The sequence below is a fragment of the Micromonospora sp. NPDC005174 genome (genome assembly GCF_040608495.1).
Classification (GTDB): domain Bacteria; phylum Actinomycetota; class Actinomycetes; order Mycobacteriales; family Micromonosporaceae; genus Micromonospora.
On the sequence record NZ_JBEXIJ010000008.1, the window covers coordinates 12,902 to 35,932 of the forward strand.

24 protein-coding genes are annotated in these 23,031 nt (G+C 73.9%); 11 read left to right on the forward strand and 13 right to left on the reverse strand.

Annotation, left to right across the window (positions count from 1 at the left end; all coding sequences use genetic code 11):
• Positions 1-70 precede the first annotated feature (70 nt).
• From ABZU91_RS11670 to ABZU91_RS11705, 8 genes are read right to left on the reverse strand one after another with little or no spacing between them, the layout of a single operon-like run.
• Positions 71-1,054 carry a DNA topoisomerase IB gene (locus ABZU91_RS11670; RefSeq protein ID WP_355237706.1) on the reverse strand — a complete coding sequence of 328 codons (984 nt, stop codon included), beginning with the start codon at positions 1,052-1,054 and terminating at the stop codon, positions 71-73.
• On the reverse strand, positions 1,038-1,991 hold the full coding sequence (locus ABZU91_RS11675; RefSeq protein ID WP_355238268.1) for a glycosyltransferase family 9 protein: 954 nt from the start codon (positions 1,989-1,991) through the stop codon (positions 1,038-1,040). The genes ABZU91_RS11670 and ABZU91_RS11675 overlap by 17 nt, the downstream gene beginning before the upstream one ends.
• Complete coding sequence (locus ABZU91_RS11680; RefSeq protein ID WP_355237709.1) at positions 1,988-2,689, reverse strand: SDR family oxidoreductase; 702 nt, start codon at positions 2,687-2,689, stop codon at positions 1,988-1,990. Before ABZU91_RS11680 ends, ABZU91_RS11675 begins: the two co-directional genes overlap by 4 nt.
• Positions 2,686-4,194: a PfkB family carbohydrate kinase gene (locus ABZU91_RS11685; RefSeq protein ID WP_355238271.1), complete on the reverse strand. Its 1,509-nt coding sequence runs from the start codon at positions 4,192-4,194 to the stop codon at positions 2,686-2,688. The genes ABZU91_RS11680 and ABZU91_RS11685 overlap by 4 nt, the downstream gene beginning before the upstream one ends.
• A 31-nt stretch (positions 4,195-4,225) precedes the next feature.
• The gene (locus tag ABZU91_RS11690; RefSeq protein ID WP_355238274.1) at positions 4,226-4,909 is read right to left on the reverse strand and encodes an SIS domain-containing protein; all 684 of its coding nucleotides are present in this window, start codon (positions 4,907-4,909) and stop codon (positions 4,226-4,228) included.
• Entirely contained in the window at positions 4,906-6,123 is a 1,218-nt protein-coding gene (locus tag ABZU91_RS11695; protein ID WP_355237712.1) for a glycosyltransferase, read from the reverse strand. The genes ABZU91_RS11690 and ABZU91_RS11695 overlap by 4 nt, the downstream gene beginning before the upstream one ends.
• Positions 6,108-7,082 (reverse strand): glycosyltransferase, encoded by a 975-nt coding sequence (locus ABZU91_RS11700; RefSeq protein WP_355237715.1) that lies wholly within the window; start codon positions 7,080-7,082, stop codon positions 6,108-6,110. The genes ABZU91_RS11695 and ABZU91_RS11700 overlap by 16 nt, the downstream gene beginning before the upstream one ends.
• A complete protein-coding gene (locus tag ABZU91_RS11705; protein ID WP_355237718.1) occupies positions 7,079-8,698 on the reverse strand; it encodes an HAD-IIIA family hydrolase in 1,620 nt (539 codons plus the stop codon). The genes ABZU91_RS11700 and ABZU91_RS11705 overlap by 4 nt, the downstream gene beginning before the upstream one ends.
• Before the next feature lie 200 nt (positions 8,699-8,898).
• On the opposite strand from ABZU91_RS11705, the gene ABZU91_RS11710 reads away from it, so the two are divergent.
• Together ABZU91_RS11710 and ABZU91_RS11715 are read left to right on the forward strand one after the other, a co-directional pair.
• On the forward strand, positions 8,899-9,345 hold the full coding sequence (locus ABZU91_RS11710; RefSeq protein ID WP_355237721.1) for an SRPBCC family protein: 447 nt from the start codon (positions 8,899-8,901) through the stop codon (positions 9,343-9,345).
• 141 nt (positions 9,346-9,486) lie between these two features.
• Positions 9,487-10,254 (forward strand): polyprenol monophosphomannose synthase, encoded by a 768-nt coding sequence (locus tag ABZU91_RS11715; RefSeq protein WP_355237724.1) that lies wholly within the window; start codon positions 9,487-9,489, stop codon positions 10,252-10,254.
• A 77-nt stretch (positions 10,255-10,331) separates the two neighbouring features.
• Here ABZU91_RS11715 and ABZU91_RS11720 read toward each other — a convergent pair whose 3' ends face one another.
• A complete protein-coding gene (locus tag ABZU91_RS11720) occupies positions 10,332-11,942 on the reverse strand; it encodes an NAD(P)/FAD-dependent oxidoreductase (RefSeq protein WP_355237727.1) in 1,611 nt (536 codons plus the stop codon).
• A 72-nt stretch (positions 11,943-12,014) separates the two neighbouring features.
• Between ABZU91_RS11720 and ABZU91_RS11725 the strand changes: the two genes are divergently transcribed.
• Positions 12,015-13,448: an aldehyde dehydrogenase family protein gene (locus ABZU91_RS11725; RefSeq protein ID WP_355237730.1), complete on the forward strand. Its 1,434-nt coding sequence runs from the start codon at positions 12,015-12,017 to the stop codon at positions 13,446-13,448.
• Between the two features lie 87 nt (positions 13,449-13,535).
• Here ABZU91_RS11725 and ABZU91_RS11730 read toward each other — a convergent pair whose 3' ends face one another.
• A complete protein-coding gene (locus tag ABZU91_RS11730) occupies positions 13,536-13,937 on the reverse strand; it encodes a ChaB family protein (protein WP_355237733.1) in 402 nt (133 codons plus the stop codon).
• A 178-nt stretch (positions 13,938-14,115) separates the two neighbouring features.
• On the opposite strand from ABZU91_RS11730, the gene ABZU91_RS11735 reads away from it, so the two are divergent.
• The 4 genes from ABZU91_RS11735 to ABZU91_RS11750 all read left to right on the forward strand — a co-directional run bounded on the left by ABZU91_RS11735 (position 14,116) and on the right by ABZU91_RS11750 (position 16,472).
• Positions 14,116-15,102, forward strand: coding sequence for a YihY/virulence factor BrkB family protein (locus tag ABZU91_RS11735; protein ID WP_355237736.1), 987 nt, complete (start codon positions 14,116-14,118; stop codon positions 15,100-15,102).
• 91 nt (positions 15,103-15,193) lie between these two features.
• Positions 15,194-15,610: a DUF2795 domain-containing protein gene (locus tag ABZU91_RS11740; RefSeq protein ID WP_354860120.1), complete on the forward strand. Its 417-nt coding sequence runs from the start codon at positions 15,194-15,196 to the stop codon at positions 15,608-15,610.
• A 46-nt stretch (positions 15,611-15,656) separates the two neighbouring features.
• Positions 15,657-16,118, forward strand: a complete 462-nt coding sequence (locus ABZU91_RS11745; RefSeq protein WP_355237739.1) for an SRPBCC family protein — start codon at positions 15,657-15,659, stop codon at positions 16,116-16,118.
• Positions 16,119-16,223: 105 nt separating this feature from the next.
• Positions 16,224-16,472, forward strand: a complete 249-nt coding sequence (locus ABZU91_RS11750; protein ID WP_355237742.1) for a hypothetical protein — start codon at positions 16,224-16,226, stop codon at positions 16,470-16,472.
• On the opposite strand, the gene ABZU91_RS11755 is transcribed toward ABZU91_RS11750, so the two are convergent.
• Positions 16,427-17,698 carry an MFS transporter gene (locus ABZU91_RS11755; protein WP_355237745.1) on the reverse strand — a complete coding sequence of 424 codons (1,272 nt, stop codon included), beginning with the start codon at positions 17,696-17,698 and terminating at the stop codon, positions 16,427-16,429. The genes ABZU91_RS11750 and ABZU91_RS11755 overlap by 46 nt on opposite strands.
• A 157-nt stretch (positions 17,699-17,855) precedes the next feature.
• Between ABZU91_RS11755 and ABZU91_RS11760 the strand changes: the two genes are divergently transcribed.
• Positions 17,856-18,065 carry a hypothetical protein gene (locus ABZU91_RS11760; protein ID WP_355237748.1) on the forward strand — a complete coding sequence of 70 codons (210 nt, stop codon included), beginning with the start codon at positions 17,856-17,858 and terminating at the stop codon, positions 18,063-18,065.
• Here ABZU91_RS11760 and ABZU91_RS11765 read toward each other — a convergent pair.
• Positions 18,062-18,514: a hypothetical protein gene (locus tag ABZU91_RS11765; protein WP_355237752.1), complete on the reverse strand. Its 453-nt coding sequence runs from the start codon at positions 18,512-18,514 to the stop codon at positions 18,062-18,064. The two genes, ABZU91_RS11760 and ABZU91_RS11765, sit on opposite strands and share 4 nt — an antisense overlap.
• A 161-nt stretch (positions 18,515-18,675) precedes the next feature.
• On the opposite strand from ABZU91_RS11765, the gene ABZU91_RS11770 reads away from it, so the two are divergent.
• Positions 18,676-19,029 carry a DUF6401 family natural product biosynthesis protein gene (locus ABZU91_RS11770; RefSeq protein WP_355237755.1) on the forward strand — a complete coding sequence of 118 codons (354 nt, stop codon included), beginning with the start codon at positions 18,676-18,678 and terminating at the stop codon, positions 19,027-19,029.
• Between the two features lie 61 nt (positions 19,030-19,090).
• Here the strand turns inward: ABZU91_RS11770 and ABZU91_RS11775 are convergent, their stop codons facing one another.
• Complete coding sequence (locus ABZU91_RS11775) at positions 19,091-19,954, reverse strand: hypothetical protein (protein WP_355237757.1); 864 nt, start codon at positions 19,952-19,954, stop codon at positions 19,091-19,093.
• Between the two features lie 198 nt (positions 19,955-20,152).
• Between ABZU91_RS11775 and ABZU91_RS11780 the strand changes: the two genes are divergently transcribed.
• Positions 20,153-22,288 (forward strand): SpoIIE family protein phosphatase, encoded by a 2,136-nt coding sequence (locus tag ABZU91_RS11780; protein ID WP_355237760.1) that lies wholly within the window; start codon positions 20,153-20,155, stop codon positions 22,286-22,288.
• A gap of 62 nt (positions 22,289-22,350) precedes the next feature.
• Positions 22,351-23,028, forward strand: coding sequence for an HAD family hydrolase (locus ABZU91_RS11785; RefSeq protein WP_355237763.1), 678 nt, complete (start codon positions 22,351-22,353; stop codon positions 23,026-23,028).
• The last annotated feature ends 3 nt before the right edge of the window (positions 23,029-23,031 follow it).

Sequence of the window (23,031 nt, forward strand, 5' to 3'; positions counted from 1 at the left end):
CCGCCCGGTGCCGCCCCCGGCCGAGGCTCCGGCCCCGTCGCTTCCCCCCCAGGATCGTCGGCGGGGCCGGTCAGGCCTTCTCGAGCAGCTCCAACACGACCCGCTCGACCTCCTCGCGGGGGGCGTCCGCGTCGATCGGCACCACGACCCCGTCCTGGTAGAGATCGACGACCCGCGGGTCCACGTAGGACGTCCGCGCCACCGTCGGTGTGTTGCCCAGCAGCTCCGCCACCGCGCGCATCACCCCCGCCACCGCCCTGCGCCGAGCGGTGACCGAGCGGGCCGGGTCGGCGGCGGCCAGCTCGGCCGCCGCGAGCACGGTGGCGTGCCAGGTGCGGAAGTCCTTGGCGGTCATCTCGCCGCCACTGGCGTCGCGCAGGTAGCCGTTGACCTCGTCGCTGCGCACGTCCCGCCACTGGAGGCCGTCCCAGTAGCCGAACAGCCGGTCCGCCGTGCGGCGACGACGGCGCAGGTTGACCAGCACCTCACACAGCTGCGGGTCCTCGATCCGGCGTACCTGCTCGATGCCGCCCTTCGCGGGGAACTCGAAGACCACGCAGCCGCCCCGGGTCCGCGCGTGCTCCGGGCGCAGGGTGGACACCCCGAACGTCGGGTCGTCGCCGGCCGCGTACTGGTCGCTGCCGACCCGGAACATCCCCATGTCGAGCAGGCGGGCCACGGTGGCCAGCACCCGGTCACGAGACAGCCCCCGGCTGCCCAGGTCCTGCCCCACCCGCTCACGCAGCACCGGCAGCCGTCGGGCCACCTCCAGCATGTGGTCGAACTTCGCCGCGTCCTGCTTCTCCCGCCACACCGGGTGGTACAGGTACTGCCTGCGCCCGGCCGCGTCGATACCGATCGCCTGGATGTGGCCGTTCGAGTGCGGCGCGATCCACACGTCCTGCCAGGCAGGAGGGATCACGAGGTCGTTCAACCGCGCCCGGGTGGCCGGATCACGCACGACGGCACCATTCGGGTCGACGAAGGTCCAGCCCTTACCGCGCCGGCGTCGCCCGTAACCGGGCCGACCCGGATCGCTACGCCGCAACCGCACCGGAGACCCGCACCACCCTCTCCACCTCGTCCACGGCGGCCAGTACCTCGTCGAGAGGCAGAGCCGTCAGTGTCGGGTGGCTTCCTACCCCGTCCCACCTGGGCCAATCCCCCTCGCCAACCCAGAGGGCCCGGTGTTGGGGCCGGTCCGGTGGAGGCCCCCACGCCGCCGGGGGCACCGGCCCGAAGAGCACCACCGACGCGGTCCCGTACGCGGTGGCCAGGTGCGCCACACCGGTGTCACCGCTGACCACCAGCCGGGCGTCGGCGACCAGCGCGGCCAACGCGCCGAGGTCGGTCCGGCCCGCCAGTACGGCTGCCGGCGGCAGACCGGCCGCCTCGGCCACCCGTCCGGCCAGCGCGCGTTCGTCGGCCGAGCCGGTGACCAGCACCCGGTGCCCCCGCTCGCGCAGCGCCCGGGCCAGCGCCGCGAACCGGTCGGCGGGCCACCGCTTGGCGGGAACGTTGCTGCCCGGATGCAGCAGGGTCGCGCCGACCGGCAGGCCAACCGGCTCGGGTCGGCGCAGCCCCAGGTCGCGGCGGTCGGTGGGGATGTCGTACCAGGACAGCAGCCGACACCAGCGGTCCACCTCGTGCTCGTCGTCGGCCCAGCGCGGGCCGTCGTCGAACCCGGCGGCGGCGTTGGCGAAGGCGAGGAGCCGCCCGGGACGGGCGGCGGCCAGCAGCCGGTGTGACTCCGGCCCGCGCCCGTGCAGGTTCACCGCGACCTCCGGGGCGCGGCCCGGCCGGACCGGCGCGTCCAGCCCGGCGGTGTCCACCAGCCGGTCGACCCCACCGACCAGGTCGACGAGCGGGGCCAGGCCGGCCGGCGCGGCGAGCGCCAGCTCCCGATCGGGGTACGCCGCCCGCAGCGCCCGCAGCGCGGGCACCGCGGTGACCAGGTCGCCGACGCCGAGGGCGCGCAGCACGAGGATCACGGGTACGACGTCTCCTGCTCGGCGCACACGACCATCTCGCGGACGGCGCAGCCGGGCGGCTGCTGGAGCGCGAACATGACCGCCGCGGCCGTGTCGACGGGGTCGTTGAGGATGGCGTCCGGTCCCGGCTTGTACTGCGGGTCACGTTCGTCGAAGAAGGCGGTGCGCATCCCGCCCGGGATGAGCAGGGTGACGCCGACCTGACCGGCGAGTTCGGCGGCCAGCGCACGGGTGAACCCGACGACGCCGAACTTCGCCGCGCAGTACGCGGTGGCGTCGCCGACCGCCTTGACGCCCAGAGTGGAGGCGACCGTGACGATGCGCCCCGCGGAGGCTTGCAGGAACGGCAGCGCGGCCCGGATCACCGCGGCCGTGGCCAACAGGTCCACGGTGACGATCCGGTCCCAGGTCTCCCCCGGCACGTCGGCGAGGCGACCCGGCACGTCCATGCCGGCGGCCGTGACCACCGCGTCCAGGCCACCGGCCTGCTCGGCGAGGTGCCGGGTGGCCGCCTCGGCGGCGCGGGTGTCGGCGAGATCGCACTCGGTCCAGTCCACGCCGTCGGCCGGCGGCTGCCGGTCGAGCACGAGCGGGCGGCCACCGGAGGCGGCCACCGCCGCGACCACCGCCGCGCCGAGTCCGCTGGCGCCGCCGGTGACCAGGACGGCGGGTCCGGCGTCGGGTCGCGTGGCGGTCATCGGGTCCGCTCCGGCATCGACGTGACCTCGGTGGTGACGCCTACCGGTGGCGGCTCACCGCCCGCGCCGACGGCCTGCCCGGCGGCGGAACGCGCGATGAGGTCGCTGGTGGAGCGACCGTCCAGGTACGGCACCACCACCGTGTTCCCGCCCCACCGGCGCAGCACCTCCGCCTCGGGCAGCGTGGCCGCGTCGCCGACACCGCTCGCGTAGTCGCCGCCCTTGACCCAGACGTCGGGGCGTACCCAGGACAGCACCGCCTCGGGCGTCGGCTCGTCGAAGACGAGGACGGCGTCGACGCAGCTCAGGGCCGCCAGCAGCCGGGCGCGGTCGCCCTCGGGCAGCACCGGCCGCTGTGGCCCCTTCAACCCGGCGACGCTGTCGTCGGAGTTCACGCAGACGATCAGGCAGTCGCCGAGCTGCCGGGCGGCCTGCAACGTCGCCACGTGCCCGGCGTGCAGCAGGTCGAAGCAACCTCCGGTGGCCACCACCGTGCCGCCGGCGCCCCGTACCTCGGCGAGGAGCGCGGCGACCGCCGCCACACCCACCCGCTCGCCGCCGAGCTGGCTCGTGCCCCAGCGCGAGCCGCGCGGGCCTGCCTCGGCACGCGCGCCGACCGCCCGTTCGGGGGCCGGCAAGGCCGTGGCCACTCCCCCACCCGCCACGTACGCGGACGCCTCGGCGACCGCCGCCTGCACCGCCTCGGAGACGAGCGCGCCCTGTGCCAGTGCGAGACCGGCGGCCGCGGCGAACCGGTCACCCGCCCCACAGGTGTCGCCCTCGGCGCTGCCCGCGGTGGGCACCACCAGCGGCGTCGATCCGGCGTGGCAGAGCAACGCGCCGTCCCCGCCCAGCGTCACCGCAACCGCACCCGCCCGCCACCGTCGACGCAGCCCCTGCGCGCCCTGGGATGCGGTGGCGAGCCGGGACGCGCCGGGCACCGTCGGGACCAGCTCGCGTACCTCCGACTCGTTCGGGGTGACGAGGTGCACGCCGGGCACCGCCGCCGGCCCGCGCGGGTGCGGGTCCCAGACGACCGGCGCACGGGTGGCGGCCAGCGCGGCGCGCAGCGCTGGCTGCCGGGCCACCCCCCGGCCGTAGTCGCTGACCAGCACCGCCGACGCGGCGGCGAGCACCCGCAGCACCTCGTCCGAGGGCTGGCCCGGTTCACCGGAGGCACCGCCCCGGTCGTGGCGCAGCAGCACCCGGCCCCGGGCCCGCAGTCGGATCTTCTCCGGCGTCGCGCCGGAGAGCGCCAGCGGATACACCCGCACGCCGGCGGCGGCGAGCAGCGCGCTGAGCCGCGCGCCCCCGGCGTCGTCGGCGAGCGCGGTGACCAGCACCACGTCGGCCCCCTGCGACGCCGCGAAGACCGCCGCCAGGCCGGCCCCACCGGGCCGGTCGACTGCCGAGGTCTCGTCGAGCACCGGCACCGGGGAGTCCGGGCAGAGGCGGTTCACCAACCCCTCCACGTCCCGGTCGAGCAGAGTGTCCCCGACGACCACCACGGGTCCCCTCACGCTTTCCTCCTCATCCTCACGCGTCGATCTGCTGTGCGGCCGGGCCGTCGAGCACCACCTCGACCCCGGTGCGTACCGGCTCGGACGCGAGCCGACCGGCCGTCGCGGGCTCGGCGGCGGCCAGCGCCACGGGCAGTTCCTTCTCGAGGTACTCGCAGATCAGATGACTGGTGACGAGATGCAGCTCCTGGACGACCTGCGTGTCGGCCGACGACACGGTGAGCGCCTCGTCGCAGGCGTCCGCGAGGGGGTTGGGCGCGGGTCCGGTGAGCGCCCAGGTGGTCAGGCCGGCGGCGTGCGCGGCGTGCGCGGCGGTGATCAGGTTGTCGCTGGCGCCGCTGGTGCTGAGCAGCAGCAGCACGTCGCCGGGTCGGCCGTGAGCCCGCACCTGACGGGCGTAGACGTCGGCGTAGCCGTAGTCGTTGGCGATGGCCGTCACGGCGCTGGTCTCGGCGTGCAGGGCGATCGCCGACAGCGGTTGGCGGTCGTCGTGCAGCTTGCCCACCAGCTCGGCCGTGAGGTGCTGGGCCTCGGCGGCGCTGCCGCCGTTGCCGGCGACCAGCAGCCGTCCGCCGCCGGCCAGCCGGTGCGCCAGGAGAGCGCCCCAACGCGCCAACTGCGGCTCACACCGGCGGTACGGGCCCAGTGCCGCGGCGAGGTTGGTCAGGTGCTCCTCGAGCGGGCTGACCGCCGGCATCAGGCCACCACCCGGGTCGGCCGGCGTACGGCGGCGACCTCGTTGTAGACCTCGGTGAGGCGTTCGGCGGTGACCTGCCACGAGTAGCGCGACCGGGCCCGCTCGCGGGCCGCCGTGGCGTACCGGAAGCGGCGGATGCGGTCGTCGAGCAGCCCTCGGATCGCGGCGGCGAGGGCGTTGGGGTCGCGGGCCGGCACGAGGTCACCTGTCGTGCCGTCGACGACGGTGTCGCGGATACCGCCCACGGCGGTGCCGACGACCGGCACGCCGCACGCCATCGCCTCCAGCGGGGTCAACCCGAACGGCTCGTACCAGGGGGCGGCGACCAGCAGGTCGGCCGAGCGGTACCAGCGGCCCATCTCCTCGCGGGGTACCGCGCCGACCAGGTGCACCCGGTCGGCGACCCCGCACGACTCGGCGAGAGCCCGCAGCCGCCGGGCGTACGGGTCGGTCTCCAGCAGCCCTTCGGGTGGCCCGCCCACCACGACACAATCGGCGTCGGGAACCAGCGCCATCGCGCGGACGACCGTCTGGAAGCCCTTGCGCTCGACCAGCCGGCCCACGGTGAGGATGCGGGCGCGACCCGGCTCCCGGTCGGCGACCGGCCCGAGCGGGGCGAACGACGAGAGGTTGACGCCGGAGGGCACGACAGTCATCCGGGACCGGGGCACCCCCATCCGGACCAGCTCGCCGACCTCGTCGCGGCACTGGGCGACCACCCGGTCCACCGAGCGGCCCAGCTCCCGCTCGTAGGCGATGCGCCGGGCCGGGCTGGTGTCCTGCACGCCCTGGTAGCGGCGTTTCACCGTGCCCAGCGCGTGGTACGTCTGGACCACCGGCACGCCGGTCTGTCGACCGGCGGTCAACGCGGCCAGGCCACTCATCCAGAAGTGCGCGTGGATCACCTCGGGCGTCCAGTCCCCACCCCGCCACCGCTCGACGAGCCACCGGCTGAACTCGCGCATGTGCGGCAGCAGCGCGTCCTTCGCCACCGGCTCGGCCGGACCGGCCGGCACGTGCACCACGTCGTACCCGTCCGGGGCCCGAACGGTCACCGGCAGGTCGAGGGCGTCCCGGCGGGTGTACACCCGTACCTCGTGCCCGGCGGCGACGAGCGCGGCGGACAGCTCGGCCACGTGGGTGTTCTGGCCGCCGGCGTCCTCGCCTCCGAGGATGGCGAGCGGGCTGGCGTGCTCCGAGATCATCGCGATCCGCATACTTCCTCCTCCAGCAGCCGGTCCCAGTCAGCGAGGAAACGGTCGAGGCCGTATCTGTCGCGCGCGGCGGCCTGAGCTGCCACGCCGGCCTGACGCGCGGCCGCCGGCTCGGCGATGAACCGGCGGGCGGCGTCGAGCAGGACGTCCATCCGGGTGGCGAGGGCGCCCGCCTCCGGAGGCACGGCGGTGACCGCCTCGGTGGTGGCGAGCGCGACGACCGGCATGCCGATCGCCATCGCCTCGATGAGGCTGAGCCCGAGGCTGGTCCAGCGGCACAGGTGCAGGTACGCCCGCCGACGGGCCAGTTCGGCGTGCATCCGGTCCTGGGGCACGTCGTCGTGGCTGGTGAGCCGGTCGGCGGGCAGTCCGAGGTGGTCGGCGAGGCCCGCGACGCCCATGCCGAACACGTCCAGGGGCGCGATCGCGGCGAACTCGGGCAGCAGGTCCGTGCCGGTGACCCGTCCCCGCCGCACCGGCTCGTTGATCACGACGGCGAGCCGGTCCAGTTCACCCGTGTACGACACGGCCGGCGCGACGATGCCGTGGTCGATGACCCTGGTACGGGTCGCGCCGGTGTCCCAGAAGATCTGGTTGAACCCGGTGACGTGGGCGACGAGCAGGTCACCGCGGTCGGCCATCGGGTGTCGGGTGTTCGGGACGTCGCCCTTGGGAGTGTTGTGCTCGACGTAGATGGCGGGCACGTCGCGCCCGGGACGCCGTCCCAGCCACTGCTCGGCCAGGTCGACCTCCTCCGGGCGTTGCAGCACGACCAGATCGACGTCGGTGCCGGGCAGGTCGTCGGGGGCCACCTCGACAGCGCTGTCCGGCCACGGATAGGTGCGGGCGCGGCCGAGGCCGTACGGACCCCGGTCGGGTGTGGTGGGAATCAGGTAGCGGTGACTGCCGTGCACGAAGGACGTGGTCCAGGAGCCGTGCACGTGCCAGAGCAGGATGTTCATCGGATGCCACCGCCGCTGGCTGTCAGCGTCCGTACCGCCTCGACCACCTCGGCCGGGTCGACGCCGCTCAGGCACGGGTGCCCCGGGATCGGGCAGGCCGCCGCCCGGGTGTCGCGGCAGGGCGCGTTCGCGTCGCCGAGCCGGACCGTGGGCACCCGGTAGGGCCCCCACTGCCCGAAGGGGACGGTCGGCGCGAACAGGCTCACGACCGGCACACCGGCCGCGGCGGCCAGGTGCGCGGGTCCGGTGTTCCCGACCACCACGGCGGCGGCGTCGGCGACGAGCGCGGCCAGTCCGGCCAGGTCGGTCGTACCGCCCAGGTCGGTGCCGCCCGCCGCCGCGACCCGGGCGGTGACCGTGCGCTCGTCGGGTCCGCCGGTGACCAGCACCCGGTGCCCGGCCGCCGTCAGCGCGGTGGCGATCCGCGCCGCCAGCTCGGTCGGACAGGCCCGGCTCGACGCGGCCGAGCCGGGATGCAGCACCACGTAGCCGGGGTCACCGACGGCGGCGGGGCGGGGCGCCACGGCGTCGTCGCGGAGCCGCAGCACGGGTTCGTCGCCGGCGGGCAACCGGTAGCCGGCCGCGGCGGCGAGGGAGAGCGCGCGCTCGGGTTCGGGAACGCCCACCGGCACCCGGTGGCGGATGTCCACAAGCGCGCCCGGGTAGTCGTCGCTGATCGCGGCGATCCGGGTGATCCCGGCCATGCGCAGCAGCAGCGCCAGCGGCAGCGCGGACTGGTGGAACGAGGTGAACACCACCGCCTCGTCCGCGCCGACGGCCCAGAGGCGGGCGGTCAGGCGGCGCATGGCGTCGGGGTCGACCGGTGCGGGAGCGGGATCGATCCACGGCAGCGGGTGTTCGATGATCTCGTCGACGCCGGGCAACAGCTCGGCGGCGGCACGTCCACGGGGGCCGCAGAGCAGCACCACCCGCTGCGCGCCGGCCGCGACCGCGCGGATCGCGGGCCCGGTGACGAGCACGTCCCCGGCCGAGTCGGAGCGCACCACCAGCGCCGTACCCACCTTGTCGGCGGTCCGCGCGGGCCGCACGGCCCGCTGACGGCGCAGGATCTCGTCCACCGCGGACGGGAGGTCGGTCGCCACCCAGCCGGCGGCGGCGATCTCCTCCGGCCGCGTCACAGGGGTGGGCACCAGCACCCCGGCCGCGCCGGCGGCCAGCGCCGCGCCCACGTCACGGCCGATGTCACCCACCAGCACGCAGCGCGACGCCCTCGTGCCCAGCTCCCGGGCGGCAGCGTGCACCAGACCGGGCGCCGGCTTACGGCAGTCGCAGCCGTCGGCGTCGTCGTGCGGGCAGACCAGCCAGGCGTCGAAGCCGCCCAGCAGCTCCTCGACGCGGGCGTGCACCGCCCGCATCTGCTCCTCGTCGAAGTAGCCCCGGGCCAGGCCCGACTGGTTGGTCACCACCGCCAGGCGCAGGCCGGCAGCCCGCAACCGGTCCAGCGCCGCCCGCGCCCCCGGCAGCGGGCGTACCTTCTCCGGGTCGCCGTTGTACGGCACGTCCTCGATCAGGGTGCCGTCACGGTCGAGCAGGACCGCGTCGTACAGGACGCCTGCGTCGGATCCGCGACCAACCCGGCCAGCACCGGCGTACACCCGGGCTGACCTGCGCTGATACGGATCCTCCTGGTCCTGTCGCACAGCCGGCGGGTTCCCGGCGCCCGAAGGAGTAAACGTCGTCGTCAGCGCCGTGGGCCAACGCCGCCGGCGGTGCCCCGGGTCGCCTTACCCACCGCCTCGGAGAAGCTAACCCGCCGGCCCGTTAGCCGCCGTCGCGGCGCGGGTATGGGAGTCCAGTGGCGATAGTGGAGAAAGTGATCGACGCTCCCCCGCAGCAGGTGTTCGACGTCCTGGCCGACGGGTGGACGTACAGCGACTGGGTGGTCGGGACGGCGCACGTGCGCGACGTGGACGACGCCTGGCCGCGCGTGGGCAGCCAGTTGCACCACCGGGCCGGGCCGTGGCCGTTCTCGTTGCAGGACGCCTCGACCGTGCTGGTCTGCGAGCCGCCGCACCGGCTGGTGCTGCGCGCCGGTCTGTGGCCGGCCGGCGAGGCGATCGTGGCGTTCACCCTGGAGCCCGTCGACGAGGGCGCCACCCGCGTCCGTATCGGTGAGGACTTCGCGGCCGGCCCGCTGCGCTGGGTCCGGAACAAGGCCAACGACCTCGTGCTGCACCTGCGGAACCGGGAGACGCTGGCTCGCCTCTCCGACATCGCCACACGACAGAGGGGTCCGAGGTGACGCGGACGGTGGTGGCCCGCCGCCTGCGCTGAGCGCGTCGCCACCTGCGGGCGGTCCGACCGACGGGGAGCCTTTTCAATCCAGGTCGGGCAACTGGCTACCCTCTGGGGTAGCCGTGTCCGCAAACCGAGGATGTCCGACATGATCGAGCCCGTCCAGCTGCCGTCGCCGTGGCGAGACGCACACCTGACAGTCGTCGTACCCACCTACAACGAGGCGGGCAACCTGCCGGCGCTGGTCGAGCGGCTGCTCGCGCTGCCGCTGCCGGGACTGCGCATCCTCGTCGCCGACGACAACTCCCCCGACGGCACCGGGGAGGTGGCCGACAAGCTGGCCATCGAGTACCCGGAGCGGATCGAGGTGATGCACCGGGCCGGCAAGGAGGGCCTGGGCCGGGCGTACGTCGACGGCATGACCCGGGCGATCGAGGGCGGGGCCGAGTTCGTGGCCCAGATGGACGCCGACCTGTCGCACCCGCCGGAGGCGCTGCCGGGGATGCTGGGCGCGCTGCTCTCCACCCAGGCCGGCGTGGTGATCGGTTCCCGGTACGTGCCCGGTGGCGAGCTGGACGAGAACTGGCCGCTGTACCGCCGGGCGCTCAGCGGCTGGGCGAACCTCTACGTGCACACGCTGCTGCGGGTGCGCATCCGTGACCTGACCGCCGGCTTCAAGATCTGGCGGGCCGACGCGCTGAAGGACATCGGCCTGCACCGGGTGCAGTCCAACGGCTACAGCTTCCAGGTGGAGATGCACTACCTGGCCACCAAGCTCGGGCACACGATCCTCGAGGTCCCGATCCGCTTCGAGGAGCGGCGTGACGGCGTCTCCAAGATGACCACCGCGACCAAGGTCGAGAGCGCGCTGATGCCGTTCCGCCTGCGCAGCAAGCACCGCAACATCACGTCCTGACGGCTCTTCCCAGCATTGATCAAGAGGTTCGCGTCAGATTCCGGCTCGCCGGTGACGCGAACCTCTTGGTCACCGCGTCAGGTCGGGGGGTAGACCGCTCGATGGGCGGTGGAGATCGCCGCCGCGTAGGCGCGCCCGGTCAGGGCGCGGTCGCGGGCCAGGGCCGCGCGGGCCGCGTTGGCGCCCGGCGCGCCGTGCACCCCACCGCCCGGGTGCGCCGAGGAACTGGCCAGGAAGAGCCGGTCCACCGGGGTGTCCGCCCGGCCCAGGCCGGGAATCGGGCGCAGGAACAACTGTTGGTACGCGGCGGCGGTGCCTCCACCCAACGCGCCACCGACCAGGCTCGGGTCGCCCTTCTCCAGGTCGGCGGGCCCGGCCACGTGCCGACCCACGATGAGCTGCCGAAAGCCCGGGGCCGCCGCTTCGAGCACGTCCTCCATGCGCTGCACGTGCCCGGCGATGTCCTCGGTTCGCCAGTTCTGCCGGAACGGCAGGTGGGTGTACGACCAGAGCGACTCGGTGCCCGGCGGTGAGTGGCTGGGGTCTGCCACGGACATCTGCCCGACCAGCAGGAACGGGTCGCGGGGCAGTTCGCCGCGGGCCAGCTCGCCGGCGTAGCGGGTCAGCCCGTCGAGGTCCGCGCCGAGGTGCACCGTCCCCGCACCGGCGACCGCCCGGTTGGTCCACGGGACCGGGGCGGAGAGCGCCCAGTCGACCTTCAGCGTCGAGCCGTCCCACCGGAAGTGCGCCAGGTCCTCGACCAGCCGCGACGGCAGGGCCGCCGCACCGACGAGGTCGAGGTAGAGCGCCGGCGCCGGCACGTCGGCGAGGACGGCCCGCCGGGCCCGCCACAGCGTGCCGCCCTCGGTGCGTACGCCCACCGCCCGGCCGCGCGCGGTGAGCACCCGGTCGACCCGCGCGCCGTACAGGATGCGACCACCGCGTTCGGCGAGACGGTCCACCAGCGCGTCGGTGATCCGCCGTGCGCCGCCGTCGGGCACCGGCCAGCCGACCTGTTGGCCGAGCATGGCCAGCAGCCAGCCGTACACGCCGGAGCCGGCCTCCTCGGGGGACAGGTCGGTGTGCAGGGCGCACCCGGCGAGCAGCGCCGGCCCACCCGCCCCGTCGAACAGCTCGTCGCCCAGCTTGCGTACGGGCACCACGAGTCGGCGGGCGAGCCGCAGCGCTCCGGCGACCCGCAGCCGGCGTAGCAGGCCCAGCCCGCCGCGTACCGGCGGGAACGGAGTGGTGATCGTGGTCAGCATCGGCTCGGCCACGTCGAGCCAGTCGGTGTACGCGTTCAGCCAGCGCTTTCCGTCGCCGGGGGCGAACTGCTCCAACGAGGCGGCCGTGGCGTCCGGGTCCCGGTTGATCACCGCGGCCCGGCCGTCGGGCAACAGGTGTGCCAGCACGTCCGGCGCGTGCCGCCAGGACAGTCCGTAGCGGCCCAGGTCGAGACCGTCGAGCACCGGCGAGGCGTACCCGAGGGGGTAGAACGAGCTGTAGAGGTCGCTCAGATAGCCCGGCGCGGTCACCTCGGCCGACTGGACCGCGCCGCCGGGCACGGCGGTCGCCTCCAGCACGACCACGTCCCACCCGGCGTCGGCCAGGAGGTTCGCCGCGACCAGGCCGTTGTGTCCGGCGCCGACGACGACGGCGTCCGCGCTCTGCGCGCCGGTGGTAGTCACCCGATCCGCCTACCCGGCGCGGAACCGGGCGAAACGCGTTTGTCTCGCCGGGGCTCGGGCATCCAGCGCCGCATGTACACGGTTGCGCAGCTGGTGGGCGGGGTGTGGGGCGCGGGCGGGGCCGGCGGCGAGCTGGTCGTGCACGATCCGGCGGACGGGGAACCGGTCACCTCGGCGCCCATCGCCACGGCCGACGAGGTCGGTAAGGCGGCCCAGGCCGCGCGGGAGGCGGCCGACGAGTGGGCGGCGACCGCGCCGGCCGAGCGGGCGGCCGCGCTGCACCGGGCCGCGGACGCGGTCGCGGTGGCCACGGACGAGCTGACCGCGGCGGTGACCGCGGAGATGGGCAAGCCCCTCGCGGACGCCCGCGGCGGCGTCGAGGCGGGCATCGGCACCCTGCGACAGTACGCGGAACTCGCGCCGCTGCGCGGCGGGCGGACGCTGCACGGGGCTACCGACGCGGTGGACTTCATGACTCCGCAGCCGCGCGGCGTGGTCGCCGCGATCACCCCCTGGAACGACCCGGTGGCGGTGTCGTGCGGGCTGCTCGGCGCGGCCCTGGTCACCGGCAACGTGGTGCTCTACAAGCCGAGCGAGCGGACGCCGGCGACGGGTTGGCTGTTGGCCCGGGCCCTGGACGAGGCCCTACCGGCCGGCGTGCTGTCCCTGCTCACCGGAGGCCCGGAGGTCGGGGCGGCGCTGGCCGCACAGGACGTGGACGTGGTCGCGCACGTCGGGTCCACCGGAACCGGGCGCAAGATCGCCGCGGCCGCTGCCCGTACCGGCGCGAAGGTGCTGCTGGAGAACGGCGGCAGCGACCCGCTGGTCGTCGACGCGGGTGTCGACCCCGGATGGGCGGCGGAACAGGCCGCGCTCGGCGCGTTCGCCAACGCCGGGCAGATCTGCGTCGCGGTGGAGCGGATCTACGTACACCGCGACGTCGCCGACGACTTCGTGGCGGCGCTGGTGCGGCGGGCCGACGCGCTGCGGGTCGGGCCGGGTCGCGACCCGGGCACCGACCTGGGCCCGCTTGTCGACCGGCGGCACCGCGACCACGTGCACGGGCAGGTGACCGCAGCGGTGGCGGCCGGCGCACGGGTACGCACCGGCGGCGAGCTGCCGGACTCACCGGGGGCCTACTACCCGGCCACCGTGGTCACCGACTGCCGGCACGACATGGCACTGGTACGCGAGGAGACGTTCGGCCCGGTCGCCCCGGTGGTGGTGGTCGACTCCTTCGACGAGGCGCTGACCTGCGCGGCGGACTCCCCGTACGGGCTCGCGGCGACGGTGCTGACCGCGTCGATGAGCCACGCGCAGCGGGCCTGGCGGGAGCTGCCGGTGGGCACTGTGAAGATCAACGCGGTGTTCGGTGGGGCGCCGGGCGGGGCCGCGCACCCGCGTCGGGCCAGCGGTCAGGGCTTCGGCTACGGCCCGGAGCTGCTGGACGAGTTCACGGCCACGAAGGCGGTGCACATCGAGGCGCCCGGCGGCGGGCAGTGGTGAGTAGAACGGCGGCGAGCGGGACGGCGGCGGACAGCACGGGGCGGGCGCAGGGGTGGCGCGTCCGCTCCGTGCCGCGCCGCGCGGGGGTCAGTCGCCCCGAGCCTTGCGGGTCGCCCGGTCATTGGCCTTCTCGATGGCCGTGACCAGCTCCGACTTGGTCATGCTCGACCGGCCCGGCACGTCCAGCTTGCGGGCCACCGACATCAGGTGGTCCTTGCTGGCGTTGGCGTCCACCCCACCGGCGGTGGGTGCGCGTCGCTCCGGGCCACCGCCGGCGGCCTGGCTGTCGCTCGGGCCCTTGCGGCCCTTGGGCTCCCAGTGGTCGCCCACCTTCTCGAACTGGTGCTTCACCGCCGCGAAGGCGGTGCGGTGCGACCGCTCGCCCTCGCCGTAGGTCTCCACCGCCGAGTCGTGCGTCTTCTCCCAGGTGCGCTGCGCCTTGTCCGAGGAGCGTCGCAGCGTGCTGGGCATGTCCTCGCGCGCGGGCATGTCGTCCTCCTGGAGTGTCGACAGGGTGACGATGACCGTTCCCGGAGAGCGCGGCGGCAAACCCTAGCGGCGCCGGCGGGGCACCGGACGGGTTTGTCGATTTCCCGCTCCGGGTACCGGCCGCACCAGGCCCGACCGGACGACCGGTCATCCGGTGGCCGGGGCACAGGGAGCGGGCATGACGACCACGGAGCCCGGTACGACGCTCGGCGGTGGACAGGGCACGCGGGTGCCCCGCCGGGTCCGGCAACTGAGCTGGCGGACGTGGCGCGGGGTGCTGGTCCGCAGTGTGCAGAACTTCGTGAACGACAACTGCTCGGACTGGGCCGCCGCCCTCACCTACTACGGGGTGCTGGCTCTCTTTCCGTCCGCCATCGTGGTGGTGGCCCTGGTCGGCCTGGTCTCGTCGGGTGAGCGGACCCTCGACACGGTGGTCGACCTGGCCAACCAGGTGGGCGCCGGATCGGTGGTGGCCGACGAGGACGGCGGCGTGGTCGGGGTGATCCGCTCGGTGGTGCTCCAGCAGAGCAACACCAAGGTGCTGCTGAGCTTCGGTCTGCTCGGTGCGCTGTGGTCCGCGTCGGGTTTCATCGGCGCGTTCACCCGCGCGTCGAACGCCATCTACGGGGTGGACGAGGGCCGGCCCGTCTGGAGGCTGCGGCCGTTGCAGATCGGCCTGGCAGCGGTGACGCTGGTGCTGCTCGCGGTGGTCGCCCTCGCGCTGATCGTCAGCGGCCCGGTCACCGACGCGGTCGGCGACCTGATCAACGCCGGTGGCCTGGCTCGTACGGTGTGGAGCGTCGCGAAGTGGCCGGTGCTCGCCCTGGTGATGATGGTGCTGCTGTCCCTGCTGTTCTGGATCGCCCCGAACGTGCGCCAACCCCGCTTCCGCTGGCTCACCCCCGGTGGCGCGGTGGCCCTGCTCTCCTGGGCGGTGGTGTCCTTCGGTTTCGGCTTCTACGTCGCGAACTTCGCCACCTACAAGACGACCTACGGCAGCCTGGGCGCGGCCATCGCGTTCCTGGTCTGGCTCTACCTCTCGAACAGCGCCCTGATGCTCGGCGTGCAGATCAACGCCGAGGTGCAGCGCGGCCGGCAGTTGCAGGCGGGCGCGGAGGACCCGGACGGTCCGGTGCTGCCACCGCGCAAGGCCGCCGACGACTGACGGCCGGTTGTCCGCCCGGATGTCCGACCCGGGGGCCGGTTCGTGACCGGGTGCCGGTTTACCGGGCGGGGTGCCGGGTAGCGCAGAAGGCATGGAGCGTGGCAACAGCAAGCACGGACCGAGGATCGACGAGCAGATGAGCCAGGAGGTCAGCGGCCTCGTGCAGGGGCCGGGGACCGGTGGCTCTCGGGTCGACGAGTCCCGGGTGCCGGAGCCGGCCGGCGAGGACCAGCCGGAGACCACCACGGCACCGGCCGGCGATCTGCGCACCGGCACCCCGCAGGGGATGAGTTCCACCGACGTCGAGCAGCGCAGCCGGCTCGGCCGGTTCATCTCCATGAGCGCGCTGCCCGGCGACCGACTGGTGCTCATCGCCAGCGCCCGGGAGAACGAGGCGCCCGACGACATCGTGGCGGCGCTGGAACGGCTCCCCGAGGGCACCGAGTACCAGACGGTCTCCGAGGTGTGGGCCGCGCTCGGCAACAAGAACGAGACAACCCGCTGGTAGGGATCACCCCCGATCCGACAGGCAGCGGCCGAAGGAGGACTGACCGATGAGTGGCGTTACCGAACACGTCGACGTTTCCGTTCCCGTACGCACCGCATACGACCAGTGGACGCAGTTCGAGGAGTTCCCGCAGTTCATGGAGGGTGTGCAGGAGGTCCGGCAGCTCTCCGAGACGATGACCCACTGGACGGTGGACATCGCCGGCGTGAAGCGCGAGTTCGACGCCGAGATCACCGAGCAGTTGCCCGACGAGCGGGTCGCGTGGCGCTCCACCGGCGGCACCCAGCAGGCCGGTGTGGTGACCTTCCACCGCCTGGACGAGAGCAAGACCCGGGTCACCCTCCAGCTCGAGTTCGAGCCGCACGGCGTGGTCGAGCAGGCCGGCGACAAGCTCGGCATCGTCGACCGGCGGGCCAAGGGCGACCTGGAGCGGTTCAAGACGTTCATCGAGCGGCGCGGTCAGGAGACCGGCGCCTGGCGTGGCTCGGTGGACCGGCCGCAGCCGTGATCCTGAGCACCGACCGAGGATGGCCGCCGGGGTTCCCGGCGGCCATCGTCGTCTCCGGGGTCGGGTACCCGTTTGCGATCATCGCGCCCGGGTACCGCTGATGTCATGACGGACGACAGGGTGTGGCGGGACGAGGAACGGCTACCGCTGGAGGAACTCGAACGCGCCGTGGCGGGCTCCAGCATCGACGGGCAGGCCGACGACGTGACCGGCAACGACGCCGGCGAGGAGGCCGCCTTCGGGCACGGGCCGGCGGCGACCGACCGCGGTGGCGAGGGAGGGCGGGAGCCGACCGACCCCGAGCGCGCCTACCGTCCGTCGACGACCGGTCGGACCGGCCCGGACAACGGGTAGTCCTCGCCGGGCGTACCGGGCCGGCCGGCGGACCCGGTCGACCGGCGCGCACCCAGCTCGTAGAGCACGATCAGCGCCAGCGAGAGCACCACCAGGGCCGGACCGAGCACCTGCACCGACACCGCGCTGATCAGCACGCCGAGCCCTGCCGGGACGAGCGCCGCGCCCAGGCCGGCCGCGCCGATCTGCAACCCGATGGCCCGGTCCGCGTGCGCCGCCCCGACCCGTTCGGGAGTGGTGAGGGTGAGCAGCGGGAAGACCGGCGCGGCGGCGAACCCGACGACGACCAGGCCGAGTACCGCCAGCACCGCCGAGCCGGGGACCGCGACCAGTGCGGCGCCGACGGCCATGCCGGCCAGGCTCACCCGCAGCACCAAACGGGGGCCGAGCCGTTCGGCGACCACGCCCTGCACCACCCGGCCGACGAAGAGACTCCCCCAGTACGCGGAGACGCAGCCGCCGGCCACCGCGGCGCTCAGGCCGCGCCCCTGGGTGAGCAGCAGGAACGCCCACAGGCCGGCGGACACCTCGATGGCGACGTACAGCGCGAAGGCCAGGGTCCCCGACCAGACGACCGGCAGCCGCAACGTCGTCAGGATCGGCACCCGCACCGGCGGCACGGCCTCGGGTGTCTCCGTTACCGACCCGGAGGCGGGATCACTGCGCCGCCACGCGCGTACCGTCAACGCGAACGCGGAGGCGAGGGCGAGCTGGGCGGCGGCCACGATGCCGTACCCCCACCGCCAGGCCAGCCCCGCGCTCAGCGCCGCCGTCATGATCAGCGGACCGATCGCCACGCCCAGGCCGAAGAAGGCGTGCAGCCAGTTCATGTGTCGCGGGCCGAACGCGCCGGCGGCGTACGCGTTGAGCCCCGAGTCGATAGCGCCGGAACCCAGCCCGAGCAGCAGCGCGCAGCCCACGATCACGGCCAGCCCGGGGCTCAGGGCGTACCCGGTCAGCGCGAGGCTGGCCAGCAGGGTGCTGCCGGCCAGCAGAGCGCCCACGCCGAGGCGGGCCAGGGTGAACCCGGCCAGCACGCTGGAGGTGAGGTAGCCGACGGTGCCCGCGGCGAGCAGCAGCCCGACGGCCTCGGTCGGTACGCCGAAGTCTCCCCGGATCGACGGCCACCCGACACCGAGCAGTCCGTCCGGCAGGCCGAGGCTGACGAACGCGAGGTAGGCCAGCAGGAGCAGCGCGGCGCGGGGTGGGGCGGGCGACGTGGACATGGGTCAGCATCCTGCCGCAGCGCACCCTACCGTTGGCGAGGGCTGCCCGCCCGCCGCGACAAGAAGTGGTGTCCGGATGGTCGAGAAAGCGGACAGCTCAGTCAGAATCGGCCGATCGGGGGACGGCAGACGGGCTCGTTCGCGTAAGAATTTCGGGATGCATCAAGGCTCCGGAATCCTCTCCACGAGTCAGCGCCGTCTCGCCTGGCTCGGCTTCCTGCTCGCCGCGCTGCAGGCGCCCGTGTCGGCCCGGCTCGTCTCCGACGACTCGTGGCTGTTCAGCGTCTGCGTCGCGCTGATGGTGGCGACCGTGATCATCGCCGACGACGCCGCCCGCCGCCGGCCCGCCAACGCCACCGGCGACTAGCCGGTCCCCTCGGCCGGTCGGGCCTCGTGTCCCGGCCGGCCCCGAGTGCGGCGGCGCTCTTTCATCTCCGCCTCGTACAGGTGCCGCCGCCCACCGACCAACTCGTCGCGGGCCTGCTGGTCCAGCTCCCGGAACAGCGCGTGGTAGCCGTCGTCGAAGTCCTCGACGATCTGGAACGTCCACCGGCCGGCGATCACGTTGCGGCCCAGCAGTTCGGTGTCGATCCGCTCGGCGATCCGATGCTGTCCGGCGGCACGGAACTTCTCCACCGCGTCGTCGAGCATCAGGTCGGCGTGCCCGATGAGCTGGTGCAGCGAGTACAGGTGCCCGCGGGCCCGTTCCACGCACTCCAACGCCTCGCTGAGCTTGCCCAGCGCGGCGACCGTCTCGTCGCTGACCCCCGCTGGCCGCCGGTGCTGGTCGTCCGGCCCGTCCGCCCGCTGCGCCATCGGTGCTCCCGTGCTCTGTGCCACCCTGGGTCGTCGGGTGTCTCCTGCCCTGTCTGTGCCGGATCAACCCTCGCGGCCAGCCCCGACTCGTCCGGTGGCACACCCCACAAGCGCCGAGCGGCCGAGGCCGGTCGATGACCTGTCGGTTAGCCTCGGTCACCATGCGTGTGCCGTTCACCCGGGTCGCCTCCCCGACCGCCGTCGAGTCGGCGCGGTCCACCCTGGCCGCCCTCACCGTCTCCGTGGGCACCGCCGGCCTCACCGCCGCCGCGGCGCGCCCCGGGTTGCTGGCGCTGGTCGACCAGCACGCCGCCGCCGTCCGCGACAGCCTGGACGGGGACCGACGGCCGTTGACCGTCGCCACGCTCGCCGGCTACGCCGAGGGGGTACGCGCCGCCGCCCTGGAACACGGGTGGACGCCGCCACGGGGTCCGGTGGACTGGAGCGCGCCGGAGTGGCCGCTCGCCCGACTGGTCGCCGTCTGCGCGCTGGCCCGCTCGCTCGACCATCACTGACACGCGGGAGGGGCGCCCACGCGTAGCGCGGACACCCCTCCCCTCGCACGATCACGCCCCGCTACGGGCGGTACTGCTGGGTTTCGTCGGCCGCACCGGACTGGTACGTGCCACGCCCACCGGCCACCGTCGACTGTTCGTCGACCCGGGGCATGGCCTGGGTCCGGTCACCGCCGCGGTCGGCCATCTGCCGCTGCATGTCGCCCCGCCCGGCAGCGTTGGCCCGCCGGTGCTCCTGCACCGCCTGGGCCTCTCGGGCGGCCCGGTCCAGCCAGCCGTCCCAGCGGTTCTGCATCGGCTTCACCAGACCACCGCCGACGCCGACGATCAGGATGCCGGCGACCGTGGCGAGGACCGCGATCAGCACCGGAGTGGTGACCGTGGTGGCGATGCCCACCTGGTTCAGCGCGGCGATCACGCCGAGCGCGATGATGAAGATCGCCGTCAGGTCGGCCAGGACCTTGCCGTACGAGAGTCCGCCCAGCGCCCCGGTGACCAGATCGCGGACGGCGTTGGCGATGGCGGCCGCGATCACCACGATGACGATCGCGATGAACGCGCGCGGCAGCCAGGACACCACGCCGCTGATCAGGTCACTGATCGCGTTGGGCCCCCAGACTCCGAAGGCGAACTGCAGGGTGAACAGCAGGACGGCGTAGTACGCCAACCTGGCCAGGATGTCGCTGGCGTCGTACTTCGTTCTCTCGAGTGCCCGTTTGATGCCTCCGCGTTCGACCGCTTCGTCGAAGCGCACCCGTTCCAACACCGCATCCACGATCTTGAGGACCGCTCTGGCGATGAGCCAGCCGACCACGAGGATGACGATGAAGGCCACTGCCTTCGGGATGAAGAGCAGCACCGACCTCCAGGTGTCGGCGATGGCATCGCCGATGTCGGCCTGTCGGACCGCGAGGGTTTTGAGCATGATGTCCCTCCTGTCGCGTGGACTGCGCCGGGCGCATACCCGGCCACCGGTACGGCAGTCCGTGCGGCTCACTGCCATTTTTCCGACAATTCGATTAACAGGGGCCCTGACCTGCCCTAACAGCCACCGCGCGGGGGCGGCCCGCGACCCGCGCACATGATCGGATGCGGCTGAGCGACGGCCGGCTAGGCTGCGAACATGCCAGGAACGGTCGGGCGAGTCCCCACGCCAGCAATTCCGGTCCCCGGCCTATCCGCCGGGCCCGGTGCGGCAGCCGTGCTCGCCCACGACTGGTCCGCCACCGCGCTCGGCCCGCGCGAGGGGTGGGATTCGGCGATCCGGGCCGTGGTCGAGCTGATCCTCGCCTCGCCGATGCCGATGGCGCTCGCGTACGGCGACGATCTGGTCCTGCTCTACAACGACGGCTACGCCGAGCTGCTGGGGAGCAAGCACCCGAGCGCCCTCGGTCGACCGGCCGCCGAGGTCCACGCCGAGGTCTGGGCGCTGCCCGGCTTCGGTGACGTGATCGAGCGCGCCTACCGGCAGGGTGTGCCGTTCCTGGAGAAGGAGTCGACGCTCCCCCTGAGCGGGGGCAGTTCCGGCGTGGTCGAGCAGGTGGTCTTCACGCGGGGTCACTCGGCCGTACGCGACAGCACCGGGCGGATCGTCGGAATCCTGACGGTGGCCGCCGAAACCACCCACGTCACCGAGCAGTTGCAGAGTCTCAGCGAGGTGGCCGCCGCGCTGGCCGGCACCCTCACCCTCGACGACGTGGCCCGGGTCGCGCTGCGCCACACCATCACCATGTTCGACGCCGACCGGGTCGCGTTCGTGGTCGACGAGGGTGGCGGCGGCTGGCGGATGGTGCGCCGGGTCCGCGGCGAGCTGATGGACGAGGCCGACGAGCGGCTGCCTCCGCTGTGGCGGCGGGCGCCCGCCGACTGGACGGGTCCGGTCGCGCTGACGGCCCGCTCGGGCGAGGCCCTGTTCACCCGCGACGGCCAACCGCTGCGCGAGACCGCCGTGGACCGCCACGACCAGAAGATCCGCTCGATGGCGTCGCTTCCGCTGGGTACGTCGGTCGTGCGGGGCGGGTTGACGGTCGGCTACCAGGTCGCGCACACCTGGTCGGCGGCCGAACGGGCGCTGCTGGCCGCCTCGGCGGAGCTGATCGGCCAGGCCGCCGAGCGGGCTCGGCGGTTCGAGACCCAGCACGGCACCGCCCAGTTGCTGCAACGCAGCATGCTGCCCGAGCACCTGCCCGACCTGCCCCGACTGCGGATCGCGGCCCGCTACGACCCGGGGGTGGACGGCAACGCGGCGGGCGGCGACTTCTACGACGCGTTCCTGCTGCCCAGCGGCGCGCTCGGCGTGGTGCTCGGCGACGTCGCCGGGCACGACGTGCAGGCCGCGGCGCGGATGGGTCAGGTGCGGGCGGCGCTGCGCGCGTTGGCTCTTGCCGATCCGGCGCCGGACGCGGTGCTGGCCGGCCTGGACCGGTTGGTGACCAGCCTCGGTGTGGAGGCCGGCACCCACGAGCTGTTCGTGACGGTGGCGTTCGGGGTCATCGACGCCGAGCGGCAGGAGCTGACCCTGGCCAGCGCCGGTCACCCCGCTCCGCTGATCCGCCGCTGCACGCCGGACGGCCGCTGCAACGCCGAGTACGTGGACCTACCGGCCGGTCCCCCGCTGGGGCTGGGCGGGCGGCCGACCACCGTCACCGTCGCGTTCTCGCCCGGCGACACCCTGCTGCTGTTCAGCGACGGGGTGGTGGAGCGGCGGAGGCAGAGCTTGAGCGCCGGAATGGACGCCCTCGGCGACGCCGTGGCCAAGGCCGGCACCAGTGACCCTCGTGCCCTCTGCGCGGTGGCGACCGCGGCGGTGGCCGGCGGCACCGAGGACGACGTGGCGGTGCTGGCGGTCGAGCACGCGCTCAAGCCGAGCCGGTCGGCGGCGATGGAGATGCCGGCGGAGCCGACCGCGCCGAGCCGGGTCCGGCACTGGATGACCGGTCAGCTCACCGAGTGGCAGGTGCCCGAGTCGGTGATCGGGGCGGCGGTGCTGTGCACCAGCGAGCTGACGACCAACGCGTTGCTGCACGCCGGCACGGCCGCCCGGGTGGAGATCGACCTGAGCCCCGAGCGGCTGCTGGTCTCGGTCGCCGATTCCGGCACCCGGGGCACCGTGACCCGGGCGCGTACCGACACGTTGAGCAGTCGCGGGCGCGGGCTGGGCCTGATCGAGGAGCTGAGCGACGCCTGGGGCACCGACCCGTCGGTGCGCGGCTCGACGGTCTGGTTCGAGATCCTCGTCCCGCCGGCCGAGGCGCACTGAATCGCTCCCACGCTCGCGGCCGGAACGAATCAGCCGACCGTCGAACGGGTAGGAGTGCGCCCATGGCCAACGAACAACCCCAAGGGGTGCTCTTCGACGTCGACGGAACCCTGGTCGACACCACCTACCTGCACACGGTGAGCTGGTGGGAGGCGCTGCGCCAGGTCGACCGGCCGGTGCCGATGGCAACGGTGCACCGCTCGATCGGTATGGGCTCGGACAAGCTGCTGGATCACCTGCTCGGTCCCGAGCGGGACCGCGACGACGATCCGAAGCTGCGCGACGCGCACGACACCCTGTACACGGAGTACTGGGAACGGCTGACGCCGCTGCCTCGGGCGGCGGACCTGCTGCGTGCCTGCGCCGAGCAGGGGTTGCGGGTGGTGCTCGCCACCTCCGCCGCCGAGCACGAGGTCGGCGCGCTGCTACGGGCCCTGAAGGCGGACGACGTGGTGGACACCGTCACCTCCTCGGCGGACGCGCAGGAGAGCAAGCCGGCGCCGGACATCCTCGAGGCGGCGTTGGAGCAGTCGGGGCTCTCCGCCGAGCGGGTCGTCTTCGTCGGCGACTCGGTCTGGGACGTCGCCGCGGCCGGCAAGCTGGACATCCCGTGCGTCGGCTTGACCTGCGGCGGCACCAGCCGCGGCGAACTCGCCGGCGCTGGCGCGGTGGCCGTGTACGACGACCCGGCCGCGCTGCTGGCCGAGCTGGCGGATTCCCCCCTCACCCGGCCGAGGTGACGG